The organism is Staphylococcus sp. CWZ226 (assembly GCF_018986355.1).
Lineage (GTDB): Bacteria > Bacillota > Bacilli > Staphylococcales > Staphylococcaceae > Staphylococcus > Staphylococcus simulans.
The window spans coordinates 169,378-184,458 of the sequence record NZ_JAHMSB010000002.1 but is presented as its reverse complement, the minus strand read 5'-3'; the positions used below and the strand labels follow the sequence as shown (position 1 = coordinate 184,458).

The 15,081-nt window shown below is 35.3% G+C and carries 14 protein-coding genes and 1 pseudogene; 6 read left to right on the top strand and 9 right to left on the bottom strand.

Annotated elements, in window-relative coordinates:
• Window positions 1-101: 101 nt before the first annotated feature.
• The 5 genes from KRR19_RS02525 to KRR19_RS02505 all read right to left on the bottom strand — a co-directional run bounded on the left by KRR19_RS02525 (window position 102) and on the right by KRR19_RS02505 (window position 6,334).
• Window positions 102-572, bottom strand: coding sequence for a helical membrane plugin domain-containing protein (locus KRR19_RS02525; protein WP_002479643.1), 471 nt, complete (start codon window positions 570-572; stop codon window positions 102-104).
• Window positions 565-3,522: a formate dehydrogenase subunit alpha gene (fdhF, locus tag KRR19_RS02520; protein ID WP_002479644.1), complete on the bottom strand. Its 2,958-nt coding sequence runs from the start codon at window positions 3,520-3,522 to the stop codon at window positions 565-567. The genes KRR19_RS02525 and fdhF overlap by 8 nt, the downstream gene beginning before the upstream one ends.
• Window positions 3,523-4,083: 561 nt before the next feature.
• Window positions 4,084-4,386 carry a hypothetical protein gene (locus tag KRR19_RS02515; protein ID WP_070863866.1) on the bottom strand — a complete coding sequence of 101 codons (303 nt, stop codon included), beginning with the start codon at window positions 4,384-4,386 and terminating at the stop codon, window positions 4,084-4,086.
• Window positions 4,387-4,503: 117 nt separating this feature from the next.
• Window positions 4,504-5,460, bottom strand: coding sequence for an LCP family glycopolymer transferase (locus KRR19_RS02510; RefSeq protein WP_207021221.1), 957 nt, complete (start codon window positions 5,458-5,460; stop codon window positions 4,504-4,506).
• A 64-nt stretch (window positions 5,461-5,524) separates the two neighbouring features.
• Entirely contained in the window at window positions 5,525-6,334 is an 810-nt protein-coding gene (locus tag KRR19_RS02505; RefSeq protein ID WP_156666515.1) for an inositol monophosphatase family protein, read from the bottom strand.
• Window positions 6,335-6,734: 400 nt separating this feature from the next.
• Between KRR19_RS02505 and KRR19_RS02500 the strand changes: the two are divergent.
• Window positions 6,735-7,421: pseudogene (locus tag KRR19_RS02500) on the top strand (helix-turn-helix transcriptional regulator).
• 27 nt (window positions 7,422-7,448) lie between these two features.
• On the opposite strand, the gene KRR19_RS02495 reads toward KRR19_RS02500, so the two are convergent.
• Window positions 7,449-8,165: a CPBP family intramembrane glutamic endopeptidase gene (locus KRR19_RS02495; RefSeq protein WP_002479649.1), complete on the bottom strand. Its 717-nt coding sequence runs from the start codon at window positions 8,163-8,165 to the stop codon at window positions 7,449-7,451.
• A 100-nt stretch (window positions 8,166-8,265) separates the two neighbouring features.
• Between KRR19_RS02495 and KRR19_RS02490 the strand changes: the two genes are divergently transcribed.
• Window positions 8,266-8,610 (top strand): hypothetical protein, encoded by a 345-nt coding sequence (locus tag KRR19_RS02490; protein WP_002479650.1) that lies wholly within the window; start codon window positions 8,266-8,268, stop codon window positions 8,608-8,610.
• A 298-nt stretch (window positions 8,611-8,908) separates the two neighbouring features.
• Window positions 8,909-9,781 carry a MurR/RpiR family transcriptional regulator gene (locus KRR19_RS02485; RefSeq protein ID WP_002479651.1) on the top strand — a complete coding sequence of 291 codons (873 nt, stop codon included), beginning with the start codon at window positions 8,909-8,911 and terminating at the stop codon, window positions 9,779-9,781.
• Window positions 9,782-9,826: 45 nt separating this feature from the next.
• On the opposite strand, the gene KRR19_RS02480 is transcribed toward KRR19_RS02485, so the two are convergent.
• The gene (locus tag KRR19_RS02480; RefSeq protein WP_057509923.1) at window positions 9,827-11,218 is read right to left on the bottom strand and encodes an amino acid permease; all 1,392 of its coding nucleotides are present in this window, start codon (window positions 11,216-11,218) and stop codon (window positions 9,827-9,829) included.
• Window positions 11,219-11,872: 654 nt separating this feature from the next.
• Here KRR19_RS02480 and KRR19_RS02475 point away from each other — a divergent pair.
• Window positions 11,873-12,715, top strand: a complete 843-nt coding sequence (locus tag KRR19_RS02475) for a formate/nitrite transporter family protein (RefSeq protein WP_002479653.1) — start codon at window positions 11,873-11,875, stop codon at window positions 12,713-12,715.
• A gap of 68 nt (window positions 12,716-12,783) precedes the next feature.
• Window positions 12,784-13,137: a hypothetical protein gene (locus KRR19_RS02470; protein ID WP_023015028.1), complete on the top strand. Its 354-nt coding sequence runs from the start codon at window positions 12,784-12,786 to the stop codon at window positions 13,135-13,137.
• Between the two features lie 288 nt (window positions 13,138-13,425).
• Here KRR19_RS02470 and KRR19_RS12170 read toward each other — a convergent pair whose 3' ends face one another.
• Both KRR19_RS12170 and KRR19_RS02460 read right to left on the bottom strand, forming a co-directional pair.
• The gene (locus tag KRR19_RS12170; protein WP_070468812.1) at window positions 13,426-13,608 is read right to left on the bottom strand and encodes a hypothetical protein; all 183 of its coding nucleotides are present in this window, start codon (window positions 13,606-13,608) and stop codon (window positions 13,426-13,428) included.
• Between the two features lie 16 nt (window positions 13,609-13,624).
• Complete coding sequence (locus tag KRR19_RS02460; RefSeq protein ID WP_156666514.1) at window positions 13,625-14,257, bottom strand: HAD-IA family hydrolase; 633 nt, start codon at window positions 14,255-14,257, stop codon at window positions 13,625-13,627.
• A 203-nt stretch (window positions 14,258-14,460) separates the two neighbouring features.
• On the opposite strand from KRR19_RS02460, the gene KRR19_RS02455 reads away from it, so the two are divergent.
• Window positions 14,461-14,997, top strand: a complete 537-nt coding sequence (locus KRR19_RS02455) for a hypothetical protein (RefSeq protein WP_002479658.1) — start codon at window positions 14,461-14,463, stop codon at window positions 14,995-14,997.
• Window positions 14,998-15,081 lie beyond the last annotated feature (84 nt).

The window sequence follows — 15,081 nt, the reverse complement described above, 5'->3', positions numbered from 1 at the left end:
AATTCTATTAAAGTTTATCATATTTCTGACAGCGTCGGCAGATAGATTCTGTATGTAAAAAAAGAGCCGTTCTAAAAAGAACAGCTCTTATAGAATGACGCTTAATCTTCGCGTGACATTCCTTTTAATAAGTTTACGAAATACGTAATACTTCTGTTTGCTTCATCGTCTTTCAATAAGCCGACTAAGCTAGAAATTGTTGTACGTTGATTTGGACTTGCAGCATTCGCATTTTTAAGTCCTTTGTTCAACTTAAGCAACATTTCTTCTGTACCTGCTACATCCACTTTACCAAGCATGAATACAAGTGGTGCTAAGTTGTTTAATAAGCCAGTATATTGCTCTTTATTCAACTCTTTTGTGATCTTGTTTGTAATGAAGCCACGTTTTTCAACTGCGCCGATACCAGCATCTAAGATTTTCGCATCATCTAAGACACGCATTAAACGGATTGCTTTGATGATAACATCTTTGTTTTCTGAAATAGCATCAGTTACTTCTGCAAGATCTTTCGCTTTTTGCTCTTCATGTGAAATTTCCATACGTTTGATTTTTCTAATGTTTTCAGCCATCGTGTCTCACCTGATTTCCTGGGAACACGTAGTCTGGACGTGCCCATTTTTTCTGAACTTGAACACTGTATTGCGGGTTACGTTCTGTATTCACACGGAAGTTAGAAGGGTTAAGTGGTGACTTACCTCTACGTGTAATGACTTCCATACGTGCTGATGTACGTTTGTAAGATGGTGTATCTGTGTCTTTGTCAACATCACTGTTTGTCAGCATATTGACTGCACCTGCAGTACCATCTTCGTCAGCGTTATTATTCATCGGAATATAGATTTCTTTACCTTTAACACGGTCAGTAATGTGAACAACTAATTCAACTTGACCTGTTGAAGAAACTAATCTAACATCTGCACCTTCATGAATACCGCGGTCTTCCGCAAGTTCTGGTGAGATTTCAACGTAAACATTCGGCACTTTGTATTTGATACCAGGCACTTGGTAAGTCATATTACCTTCATGGAAGTGTTCTAGGATACGACCATTGTTAACATGGATATCATATTCTTCATCTTCTTTGAAGAAATTGTCGAATGTTAATGGATATAATTTGGCACGTTTATTAGGGAAGTTGAACCCGTCTAAGTATAAAGTAGGTTCATCTGTTCCATCTTCATGTACAGGCCATTGTAATGAATTGTAACCTTCTAAACGGTCATATCTTACACCAGCGAATAATGGTGTTAAGCTTGCCATTTCATCCATGATTTCACTTGGATGTGAGTAGTTCCAGTCTAATCCAACTTTGTTTGCGATCAATTGAATGATTTCCCAGTCAGGTTTTGAGTCGCCTAATGGTTTCATTGCTTGATATAAACGTTGGATACGACGTTCTGTATTTGCGAAAGTACCTTCTTTTTCAAGTGAAGGACTAGCTGGTAAAACAACGTTTGCGAAACGTGCTGTTTGTGTCAAGAATGCATCTTGAACGACTAAGAAGTCGACTTTTTCAAGCGCTGCTTGTACAAAGTTGATGTTCGCATCTACGATACCAGTGTCTTCACCATAAATGTACATTGCGTCGATTTCATCGTTATGGATACCTTCCATCATTTGATGGTTATCACGTCCAGCAATAGCTGGTAGTTCCATACCCCATGCTTTTTCGAATTTCGCACGTACTTCATCGTCAGTTACATCTTGGTAACCAGGGAATTTATCCGGCATACTACCGCCATCACTACAACCTTGTACGTTGTTGTGACCACGTAATGGATAAGCACCTGTACCTTCTCTTCTATAGTTACCTGTTACTAATAACAAGTTAGAGATTGCAGTACTTGTATCACTACCGATGTCTTGTTGAGTAACACCCATCGCCCAAGCGATACATACGCCATTAGAATCAACCATTTCATGTGCGAAGTGAATCAAGTCATCTTTAGGAATGCCTGTTGTTTCTTCCGCAAATTCTAATGTGAATGGTGCTAATGATTTGTAGTACTCATCGAAGTGATCTACCCACTCATCGATAAATGCTTTATCGTGAAGGTCGTTATCGATAATGTATTTAGTAACTGCAGCTAACCATGCCAAGTCAGTACCTGGTTTTGGTTGATAGAATTTGTCTGCACGTTCAGCCATTTCATGACGACGAATGTCGAATACATGAAGTTTGTTACCGAATAATTTATGTCCACGTTTGATTTTAGAAGCAATAACTGGGTGAGCTTCAGCAGTGTTTGTACCTACTAATACCACCATACCTGCTTTCATTAAATCATCCGCTGAACCTGAGTCACCACCGTGACCTACAGTTCTGAATAAACCTTTCGTTGCGGGTGCTTGACAATAACGTGAACAGTTATCGACGTTATTTGTACCCATTTGACGTGCTAATTTTTGCATCAAGTAAGATTCTTCAATTGTACCTTTAGATGATGCGATGAATGATAATGCATCTGAACCTTTAGCTTCTTTGATACGTAAGAAGTTTTCGCTAATTACGTTCAATGCTTCTTCCCACTCTACTTCAACGAATTCGTCACCTTTACGTACTAAAGGTTTCGTTAAACGTTCTTCAGAGTTGACGAAGTCCCAACCGAATTTACCTTTCACACAAGACGAAATACGGTTAGCTGGTGAATCATGTTGCGGTTGAACTTTAAGAATTTCACGGTCTTTCGTCCATACATCAAATGAGCATCCCACACCACAGTATGTACATACTGTTTTCGTTTTCTCAATACGTTCTTCGCGTAATGCAGATTCTGAATCTGAAATTGCGAATAATGGACCATAACCTGGTTCTGCTTTCTTAGTTAAGTCAATCATGTCTGCTAATGTACCTGGTTCAGTATCAGTCATGTAACCTGCTTCACCCACCATGTGGTTTTCCATCATTGCGTTACATGGACATACAGTCGCACATTGTCCGCAAGATACACATGATGATTCGTTGATTGATACGTCGTTATCCCAGATAACACGTGGTTGTTCACGTTCCCAGTCGATTGATAATGTTTCATTGACTTGAACGTCTTGACAAACTTCTACACAACGACCGCAAAGAATACATTGACTTGGGTCATAACGATAGAAAGGACCGAAGTCTTTCTCGTAACCTTTGTCTTTATATTCATATGATTGTTCCTGAACACCGAATTCATCCATTGTATTATGGATTTCACAATCACCGTTGTTGTAGTCACATACTGTACAATACAGAATGTGCTTTTCTAAAATACGATCTAAAGCTTCTTTTTGAGATGCTTTAACATCGCTGTTTGTCGTATTAACGACCATTGGTCGATCAATTGTTGTGCCGCATGCACGTGCAATCTTTCCGTCGATTTCTACTGCACATGTATCACAAGTTTCAATCGGCCCTAATGATTCGTTATAACAGATTGACGGCACAAATGTATCTCTAGATTTAATAAACTGGAGAAGATTCGTACCTGGTTCCACAAGATAGTCTTTCCCGTCTAATGTAAGGACAAGATGTTCTTGCATGTAATCACCCCTATATTCTGAGGTCTTGCAAATGTGTTTAAGCTGATGACATACCGACAGGTATACTGCATTCTGATTGATGAGGGTCAAAAGAACAGTATAAGAGTCGCATGAAATCCCCGATGTCACGCTTACGTCACAGATACGAATGTATGTATCAACATTAATATCTATTGAAATTAAGCAATCTTTAGATGAACAATGCAACGAAGTTTGCGGTTGCATCTCACTTCCTTTAGAAACATTCAGCCTCTAAAGATTCAACTCATTTCCTAAACCTCTATTTATTTTATATATTCCGTAAATATTGAAGACTAGTCTTTTTTTGCCCCACGCAATAAAAAATAGTCTTATTACTAATTCTATTACTTTTAAAGTTAAATGTTAAGTCCCATACTTATATATTCTCTCTAAAGTTGACATATTAAACTTTTTATTCATGAATCTCTTTTTTTGGTGCCGATTTAAAGGATTTAACATAATGTATTACTCTATTTCATAGACGAATTAGTTTAAACTTTCTTTTAAAAAATACCGACATATCACATGCCGGTATTTTGCTTACTTATCGTGTAATCTACCTAATACTTCTTGTTTAATAATATTGATAGCTTCATCAAATTTTTCTTCATTATGGTTTGCATCTGCATGTGCAATTAATGAATTGACTAAATCAGCATCATTATATTCGCTGACTTTCAATTTGAATTGATCAATTCCAACTTCTACAGTGTTGCCATTCGGTTGGAATTCATTGATGCCATAATAATTATCTGCACCTAAGCCGCCTTCATCAACCATTTCAGATACATCTTGTACTTCTTTTTCATCTACTTTATTTTGATTTTTATTATTATTTGTCATAAAAAATTCCCCCTCTGTTTATCATTACCCCAAAACATGTATTTTATTTATATACAATTTTAAATTTTAGGGTAAAATAATACCAAGACAAAGATTAACCCTGCCTCGGCATTTCATTTATAATTCTAAATTTTGTCTTAGCGCATTTGAAACGTTATTCAATGAACTTTCATCAGGTACAAAGTAATAAACGCCATCACTTTGAATACCTCCACCGCCTTGTAGTTCTAAACGGTTCATATTTTCATTTGCTTTTTGATATTTAGAACGGACTGTATTTAATTCACCTAGAGATAGGTCAGTTGTAACATTCTCTTTGATTTGATCCGTCACACCATTAAAGTTCGTTAGTGACTTCACACTTGTTAATTCATTCGCAATACCACGTAACACTAATTGTTGGCGCTCTTGACGACCGAAGTCACCGCCTGCACCTTCTTCTTTACGCGAACGGATAAACGCTAAAGCTTTGTCACCATCTAAATGTGTTTTTTCGCCTTTCACAAAGCTATAACCACTATAACTAAATGTCGCATTACTGATAACATCTACACCGCCGATTTCATCAACCATACCTTTGATGCCATCCATATCAACTGTCGCATAATGATCAATCGGTACATCCAGCAATTTCTCAAGTGATTTCACAGCCATATCCGGACCACCATACGCATAAGCATGATTGATTTTCTCTACTGAATCATGTCCGACAATTTCAGCTTGAGTATCACGTGGGATACTGACAATTTCAGTTGTCTTTTTATCTGGATTAATAGATAACACCATGATTGAGTCAGAACGTTGTCCGTCCCCTTCACTTTGACGTTTTTCATTACTATCCACACCAAATAAAGCAATTGTGAATGGATCACCTTTGTTTAAATCTACTTTTTCTTTTCGTAATTCTGATTTGTCTCTGTCTAGAGGGTTATGAATCTTTCCGCCAACCGCAAAAATCTTAATTGCTAAGTAGATTGCTGCAACAAGCGCAAGTATTACTAAAATTCCAAATGCCCATAATAATATTTTTGGTACAAGTCCCATTCTACGACCAGGTTTATCTGTTCTCTTCACCCAACCACTCCTCATCTTTCATTTCAATCTATTATATTATAGTTGATTTTATCTAACATGGTGCTTAAGTCTTAGTAACTTTATTAACTTGATAACCGCCTTTTTGATTTAATATTTCTAGAACCGCTTCATGACACCCTTTATTACTAATAATAAACGGTCCGCCAACCGCAAAATCAATTGGTTCATTATCAAGATTCGTCATTTTCAAATCAAGTTCTTTCGCAAATAAAAACTGTGCAGAAATATCCCACGGTTTCGCATTTGTATTAATGTGTGCTCCGAATTGACCTTTCATCACGCGTAAAGAATCTAATCCGCAAGCCCCGATTAATCGATAACTGAATGCTGCTGCTTTTAAATCTGCTTGTGTATGATCATTTAAAACATATGGATTATACGACAGAATTATTTCACTGATATCTAAAGAAGGAACCTTAGGCATACGTACTTCATTTTCAAATGCACCTTCATCTCTGATTGCTTTATAAAGTGTATGGTGCGGATAATCATAAATGTAAGCAAGCATCGGTTGACCTTCAGAGAAATAGCTTAAGATAATACAATAATCTGTTTTTTGTTTTACTAAATTCGCAGTACCGTCAATCGGATCCATTATCCAAACATCGCCATGTTTCGCATCTACTAGGTCATTGTTTTTTTCTTCAGCGAAAAGTTCATGACTTGGGTAATGTTCTTTTAAAAACGCGTCAAATTGATCTTGAATCATTTGATCTACATTGGTTACTAAATCAAACTGATTTGCTTTTGTTTCTGTATGCATATCCGCAATCAGTTTAGGAATAATATCATCCAACCCTTTCAACCAGTGTCTGATTGCTTGGTCTAATTGAAGCAGTTGATTACGATTCAAATTACACACCTCATCCTTTATTTTTCTTATGTATGTTTTCATTCTAGCATGGAACACAAATGAACTGTTAACGACTTTATAATCAATAAAAAAAACCGACTAGCTTAACTAGTCGGCATAGAAAGGAAAGTAAGTAATAATATTGAAGATGTTAATTAACTAGTGATTCGCACGTTCTAATAAATCACACGACATGATTTATCATTACCCCTTTGTTCACTAAGTGCTATCTCCTAGTTACTAATGATAGTTTAGCACATAATTTTACAAAATGTAAGCGTTTACTTGAAATTTTTTCGACTTTTTTTAATTTTTTCTACAAGTACATTACCTAAAAACATCAAATTTTAAGAGATATGATATAATGATTGTAATATGTAATATATCGGAGGTGGCTTAATTGAATAAAATAGAACGTCAAAATAAACTTGTTCAGGCAATTGAAACCAACCATCAACTCACTGCAGCACAACTTGCGAAAACACTTAAAGTTTCAAAGCGTACGATATTAAGAGATATCCAAGATCTTGAAAAACAAGGTGTCCAAATTATCGCAAAACAAGGCATGCTCGGCGGATACCAGATTCAAAGCCATCCTGCACCGATTCAACTCGAATTAAACGAAGCACAAATGCTAGCTTTATTTATGACATTAAACGAGAGTCAATCTTATTCTCGTTTACCTTATAAAAAAGAAATTGCACAAATTATCAAGAAATGTCTCAATCAGCCAGCAACACATATCAGACGTTTGTTAAAACGCATGGATCGCTACATTAAATTTGAATCTAATCCAAACGAGACAATACCGCAAATCTTTTCAGACTTATTAATTTATTGCGCAGAGCGTAATGTGATGTTAGTCGAATATGATTTGGAAAGTGAGACCTATACTGAAAATGTCATCTTTATCGGATTGATATGTCGCAAAGCTGAATGGCGTGTCGTTATTTTCGATATTGGTCATGGACATACAAAAGAAATACCGATTCAAGCGATTTAAGACATCTCTTATTCATTCCATAAAACATTAAAGACTCACGATATTACTATCTATAATTATCAACAATTTTTAAAATCCAACTAAGGGATACACCTCAGTTGGATTTTTTTATTATAGATATAAAATTGTGATGATAAAAGAAACAAAATTATTCGCGATGTGAATTGCGATAGTAGCTGCAGTATTTTTACCTGATTTGAAATATACATAAACAATAACAATTGCCATAATTAAATAGGACCCGATTTCAAATGGAGATTCGGCTCCTGTAACATGAATCAACGCAAAGCCGATAACCGAAATAATCGCCATGACAATATAATTCAACTTCTTCCCTAACTCTCCAATCAAAATGGTACGGAAGAATAATTCTTCAACAACAGGACCTATAATTACTACAAAAATAAATGTGAAAGGTAAAAATGCCGGATTTCTGAACAATAATTCTAATTCCTGTTCATTTTGTGTTTCTGTATACTGTAAATTTTCAGGCAAGAACGAAACCAAATAATTGTAGAGTGTTTCTCCTCCCATTGCGATCAGCAGCATAATTAACAAGAACAACCAATGTTTCTTAACATAATGCCATCCAGACGACAATTTCATAGGCATTTCACTATAGTGAAAATAATAGTAAATAATTAAAAGTGCGATATATGTATTGATTTGACCTATAGCTGAAATTGGAATTAATGTTTCAACGGTCATCGGTACATTAAAATTGGCTGCTATTAACGTTTCTAAAAAAGTAAATAGAAAGATTAAAACAAAACCAATCGGAATTAACGTTAAATCTCTCCATGCTGGCTTATTATTTTTTAACTCCATAAGATGCTCCTCTATACAAAATTTAACTTCTCATGCATTTATCTTAAGTTATCGGCTTTCAAATCACAAATTAAATTTATCTTTTAAGGAATGATTAGTAATGACAAAACAAACCATTGAAACAGATATTTACGCACAACTGATTCATTTGATTACTTTAAGCGACACCTATCATCACTATATAACTTTAAATCAACAGAAACCTGCTGAACAGACTGCAAATGATATTACAACATATCTACAAGCATATTATCATAAAGCACAAAGCTTAGTTGAAACACACCCTTCTTTTATTACACAACGCTACTGTGACTTATTAGCCAAATTAATCTTGCAGCCGTTAGTAATCCTTAACACTGGCAATACAAATGTGATGATCAAAACGTGGCAAAAACCCATTCATCACTTGCTTTTTCTTTTAACCTCACACTCAATTATTGACTAATTTTTTAATATTTTAACGTTAATCGTTTAAATCTTTATCAGTTAGGTATGATAATACTAGTGAGTGTTGTTTTTAAAATTCTCAATTGTGTTAGCTGTCATCCTATAGTACACTAGAAACCATTATAAAGATAAACTGATAATTGGGAGACTGTCGGTTTGTCTGAGTCGTGCTTTAATAGGCGTACAAACAATAATCAAAGTAAACTGTAGCAACTAAGGGTTCTGTTTACTGCTATCTATGATTTACAAAACAAATGAAAAAGCAGCTTTGTTTTTTCATAGAGCAGGTGATTATGATGACAAACATACTATTTAAACTAGAAACAAAATATAATGTTTTAACTAAAAGCGAGAAAAAAATCGCAGACTTTATTTTAAAACGGCCACAAAAAGTCATTGATATGACAACTTTAGATTTAGCGAACAGCACCAATACCAGTCCTTCTTCGGTCGTCCGCTTCGGTTACAAAGTAACAGATGGCGGCTTTCAAGAATTAAAAACAGAAGTATCAAAATACCTTTCCAAACGTACAAAACCCCAACCTATTGAATTACAACCGAATGAATCGATTGATTCTATTAAACGCAAAATGTTGTCACGCAGTACTCAAACATTATGTAGAGTTTCAGATGAAGTTGATGAACAGAAGATTGAACAAGTCTGTATCAGGTTGAAACGTTCACGTACCATCTTCTTATTTGGCTTTGGCGCTTCCTTTGTTTCAGCATTAGATTTAACACAGAAACTATCTAAGGTTGGTTTAAATGCGCAATGCGTTGAAAGTGTACACGCGTTAATCAGTTTAATTGCAACCCATGATGCTCGTGATACATTATTCTTAATTTCTAATAGCGGTGAACACAATGAACTCGAAGCCATTGCACGTGTTGCGTCGGATTATCATTTGTGCCTGATTACCTTAATGGGTACACATCATAATCCGATGACACGCTATAGTGATATTGATTTGATTTACAGCGAATCAGAAGAAAATGAGTTTCGTATGGCGGCTACTACTTCTCTGACAGCCCAGCTCTTTACTATCAATGTGCTGTATTACCGTTATTTGTCTATGGACTTTTCAAATGCGTTAGATACAATTACGCAATCTAAAATGGCTTTAAACAACTATAAGAAACATCTTTCTAAAATTAAATTTGAACATTAAAAAAGAGTTGAGCATAACGCCCAACTCTTTTTCATTTGTCTTATATTATTCTAAATGTTGATCTTTATAAGGTAATTTGTCGTATCCTCTGATGAAGTAGAACGCTGTCATGAAACCTAAGAATAAGAATCCGATAACAACTGATACAACTGTTTCTTTATTAAGCAACATACCGATTAATACGATAATTAAGAAAATAATAGTCGCAAAGCTTGCTGGTGCTCCGCCTGGCATTTTGAATGGATGACCTTGGACTTCTTCAGGATGAAGGCGTCTGAAGCGGATATGACTGATTAAAATCATAAACCAAGGAATCATACCAGGTAAGATTGATGCACTATAAACATATACGAAAATACTGTCTGCACCTTTAATGAATAAAGGTAAGATAACGTTTAAGATAACACCGATAAAGATACCGATTGAAATCGCAAGTACTGTGTACACAGGTACACCATTTTTCATTACTTTCAAGAAGAATCTAGGTAATTGTTTGTGTTGTGCCAATGTATAAATCATACGGCTCGCACTGAAGATACCTGAGTTACATCCTGACATTGCGGCTGTTAATACTACGAAGTTGATTAAACCAGCTGCAATTGTAATACCGACTTTCGCGAATGTTGCTACGAATGGACTACCGATTGTACCAAGTTGATCCCATGGATAAACAGTTACAATAACGAAGATAGCTCCGATATAGAAGATTAAAATACGCCAGATAACACCGTTAACTGCTTTTTTAATATTCTTTTGAGGATTTTTAGTTTCCCCTGCTGTGATACCGATTAATTCTACACCTTGATAAGAACCTACAACGATTGATAAAGCAAAGAAGAAGCCAAGCCAACCGTTAGGAAGGAAACCGCCGTGTGACCATAAGTTAGATAAACCGATGGCATTTCCGCCGTTACCAAGTCCGAAGAAAATCAATCCGAAACCAGCAATAATCATTAAAACAATAGTGACAATCTTGATCATCGCGAACCAGAATTCAAATTCACCGAACGCTTTAACTGATACTAAGTTCGCTGAAGCTAATAATACAATAACGATAACACCAGGAATCCAATCCGGAAGTTCTGGGAACCAATATCTCATGTATTCTCCGACTGCGATAACTTCACTCATACCAACTACAACCCACTGGAATATGTTACTCCAGGCTGTTAAATATCCTGCTACTGGATGAATATAGTCACTTGCGAAGTTCGCAAATGAACCTGTAGTAGGATGTAAGTAAACCATTTCTCCCATTGCACGCATTACTAAAAATAAAAATAGTCCAACAATTAAATAAGCAAAAATAACAGATGGTCCTGTCCATTTAATTGTACTTGTCGCACCCATAAATAAACCAACGCCGATGGTACCACCGAGTGCGATCATTTGAATCTGTCTAGAACTTAATCCCCTGTGTAATTGAGTTTCTTCCATTAGAAAATACCCCTTCTCTTTCATGATTTCCAGGCCCTATTACAAGTTATCGATAGCTGCCCCATTCTCTCTTTCTATTTCAGCGTCCCAATTTACTAAAATTTAAAAGATTGCGAAAAATTTAACAATGTTTCTTTTTGCTATCGATTTGTAACTTTTCAAGCCCATTGAGGCTATTATACTATAAAATTTCTAGATGAAAACATAAAAATTACACTTTTATGTATGCGCTTTCATTTATTTTTTCCTAAAATACAACAAAAGCAGTCATCGCGCATTTTAATGCATTTCGCACTCAAATAAAATATTGTATTCCTAAAACACACACAATGAACAGTGTCCATTTAGTAAATACATTTTATTTGAACATTATAGCACGGAGTTTTATAAAAGCGCAATGTACTTTTGATAATTTTCTGATTCTTTGTCATGTGCATAGAGACAATTGTCTTTTTGACACAATCACTGTTTTATATACAAATGCAGTATTTCAATAATTTTCACGAGACAGTCATATTTATGAAAAAAGTTTATGTGAAAGTATTCACAAAAATAAGAAATGCGATTATACTATATGCATTACAGAAAATGAGATAACCCTCTCAGCCTGAATTAATATTAAACATTTTGCTAGAGCGAGGAGTTTTTTTAGGAATGAACAGTGAAAAATATATCCGTTGGGATAATGTATTTTATGGACGTAAATGGGTTAAAGAAGTTGTTAAAACTATCCAAACTAAAGACGTCTTACAAGCGACTTATTTTAAGCGCTATTTATTACGTGCCATGATGGCAGGTTTTATTATCAGTATTATTGCAGTCTTTGTATTAGCCATTAAAGCTGGTTTTGTACAAGAAGTACACACAGGAGAAATCAACACAGGAATTATCAACATCGTCGGATCAGTTGCCTTCAGCTTTGCCTTAGTACTGATTCTTTTTACCAATTCAGAACTCCTGACAAGTAACTTTATGTATTTCACAGTGGGTTTATATTATAAAGTTATTTCGCCATGGCGCGCTTTCCAAATCTTTATGTTATGTTTCATCGGTAATATGTTAGGTGCCCTAGCCTTCTTTATTATCTTACGTTTCAGTGATGTCGTTACACCAGAAATGATGAAACAATTAGAAGTCTTGCTACATCACAAAACAATGACAGCTGACTTTACTCAAATATTAGCTAAAGCAATTTTTGCCAACTTCTTTATCAATATCTCATTAGTTATTGCGATGCAAATTGAAGACATTCTAGCAAAAATGTTTGTGATGATGTTTGGGGTTGCTATCTTCGCATTCATGGGTTACGAACACGTTGTTTATAACGCATGTCTATTTATCGGCGGTGCTATTTACCAATCAGATGTTTTACACTTCTGGCCTGCAGTCATCAATATCATAGCTGCATTCATCGGTAACTATATCGGCGGCGGATTAATCATCGGTCTATTCTATGCTTACTTGAATGACCATAAACAATTTAAGAACGAGCTTTAATATGCATACGACGCACCAATATACTATGTTATAATTTGAGTGAACTGAATTGAAAGGAGACGTCAACATTGTCTAAACAATTAGTTTCACGCGGACTATTATATACATTTATATTTGGTGCGTTATTCTTTTTCTTAAACCGCTCAGCCAGTCAAGAATCGCTGACACATACTTTAATTATGTCGGTAATTGCTGCTGTGGTATTCGGTGTATGCTATGTCGCTTTGTTTAGCGCATTGACTTCTCCAGCTAAAAAAATGAAAGTCGGGATTGTATTACCGATTACCGTTATACTCGGTATTGTTATCGGACACTTTACAAATCATATGAAACTTGGAGTAGGCCTTGGCCTAGTACTTGGTATTGTCATTGCCTTTCTCTGGGATTATTTATCAAAGGATCATAAAGGAGAATCAGAGTGAAGCTTACCTTAATTATTATTATCATAGTGCTCCTTATCATCAACCTTGTACCAAACTATCTCATGTACAAACGTTTGAAAGCACAAGGTGAACAAGCAAACCGTCGTGCATTAATGATTGGAGTAGACGCGATTTTATTAGTCTTAGTCATCGTCGGTCTAGTTTATATGTTGAAATAAACAAAACAGAGGATTCAAAAGCCGTTAACTTTTGAACCCTCTGTTTTGTTTATAATTTTAATTTCATTAATGGTTTGTATCCTCTTTTTCCATCAGTTGCTCATTAAGGTTATAACTGCCCTTTCAACACAAACTGATAAACTAAGTAGGCAGATATCAAGTAAATCATAGAACCTATCATGAACGCGCGAAACCTGACATTCATCGGCACCCTTCTATTAAAGATAGGTGCAAGTATTAAGTTTCCAACGCCAATAATTAACGGTCCTGCTAAAAAGAATAATAGCAACATGCGCTCACCTGCTCACTTAAAAATATTGTTTCATAATTGTTTCAGCATCTAAATTCATTCCTTCTAAATTTAAATTGCTGAAATCCATCTGTTCAGTCATCTGATTAGTATTTACAATTACTCCAAGTCCCGCACGTTCTGCAGCAGTTGCACCATTGACTGAATCTTCAATAGCTAAACAACTCACTGGATTCATATTCAATTGTTGAACCGCAGTTAAGTATAAGTCTGGTTCAGGTTTGACCGCTTCTACATCTTCTCTTCCGACAATCACTGCAACCCGATTTGTTAATCCTAATGCTTGAAGTGCAGGTTGAATCGCTTCACGACTACTGCTCGTCGCAATCGCAAAAGGAATATGTTTAGCCTCTAAATGTTCCATCAAACGACTGATATTTTCAATCATCGATAGATGTCGACTTTGTTGATGATGATCATCATACAATGCCTTAGTTGCTTCTTCTCCTATTTGTGTTTCTATATATTGATGCAATCCTTTGGCTGCACCGCCGATGGATTGACGATAAAAATCTACTGAAATTGGATTTTTTTGATGTGCAGTTAAATGTTGATTGATCACATCAAACAAATGTTGTTCCGTATCAATAATCGTACCATCAAAATCAAATACGACTGCTCTATATCGCATGATGTATTCACTCTCTTTCTTTCCTATGTATTACACTCATTATATTGAAAAAATGACAAAATTATCAATTATCTTCATTTCGTCCAAAAGTCCTAGTGAAAAAGTTTTTAAAGCGTGATACAATTTACAATGAATTTGAACAACACGCAATCCATCCATCTTATGCCACTCAAATATAAACTATACTTCTGGAGGAATTGTCTATGTTTATAGATAAATATGACACTTTTATTATTAATATAGGGCATCTATCAACATGGCTTAAGCGAAGACAATTATTAAAATTATGCAGACAACTTCAAAGCAGTCACGCTGTTCAAGCAGAATTCACTCGAATTAAACAACAGCCTGTTTTAAAAGTCCGTATTCCAAAATGCAACCTGCCTTACTTCATCAGTTTCTTAAGTTATCACAACTACCCTATCTACCAGATTTTACCTTTTGCAGACAAAGACTTCGTCTATCAATTTGCGCCGAATATTCAAGCTTCTATGCATTTCAAACTTAAAATTGACGGTTTACAAGATATGTTTGTCAAAGATAAAATCATTGATATTATGCAGTTTCTTAAACATCAAGAAGACATTAAATATGTACTCACAACGTATCACATTGATATTTCATGTACACCGCACGTATTATCTAAATTGATTCATGCGCTTGCGACACAAAATATCGATGTATTAGGTGCGAACTACAGACCACGCATCGCTCAGCATAAATATTCTACAATCTCATAATAGATTGTACCGTTCTGACATTCCATGATTGGAGTGTCTTTTTTATATTAAAACTAAAAAATAAAAATGTTCATTGCTCTTTTG

Coding starts and splice junctions, on each gene's coding strand:
- KRR19_RS02485 (WP_002479651.1), top strand. CDS start 8,909: ATGACAAACATACTATTTAAACTAGAAACAAAATATAATGTTTTAACT.
- KRR19_RS02495 (WP_002479649.1), bottom strand. CDS start 8,165: ATGGAGTTAAAAAATAATAAGCCAGCATGGAGAGATTTAACGTTAATT.
- KRR19_RS02460 (WP_156666514.1), bottom strand. CDS start 14,257: ATGCGATATAGAGCAGTCGTATTTGATTTTGATGGTACGATTATTGAT.
- KRR19_RS02480 (WP_057509923.1), bottom strand. CDS start 11,218: ATGGAAGAAACTCAATTACACAGGGGATTAAGTTCTAGACAGATTCAA.
- KRR19_RS02490 (WP_002479650.1), top strand. CDS start 8,266: ATGACAAAACAAACCATTGAAACAGATATTTACGCACAACTGATTCAT.
- KRR19_RS02525 (WP_002479643.1), bottom strand. CDS start 572: ATGGCTGAAAACATTAGAAAAATCAAACGTATGGAAATTTCACATGAA.
- KRR19_RS02515 (WP_070863866.1), bottom strand. CDS start 4,386: ATGACAAATAATAATAAAAATCAAAATAAAGTAGATGAAAAAGAAGTA.
- KRR19_RS02455 (WP_002479658.1), top strand. CDS start 14,461: ATGTTTATAGATAAATATGACACTTTTATTATTAATATAGGGCATCTA.
- fdhF (WP_002479644.1), bottom strand. CDS start 3,522: ATGCAAGAACATCTTGTCCTTACATTAGACGGGAAAGACTATCTTGTG.
- KRR19_RS02475 (WP_002479653.1), top strand. CDS start 11,873: ATGAACAGTGAAAAATATATCCGTTGGGATAATGTATTTTATGGACGT.
- KRR19_RS12170 (WP_070468812.1), bottom strand. CDS start 13,608: ATGTTGCTATTATTCTTTTTAGCAGGACCGTTAATTATTGGCGTTGGA.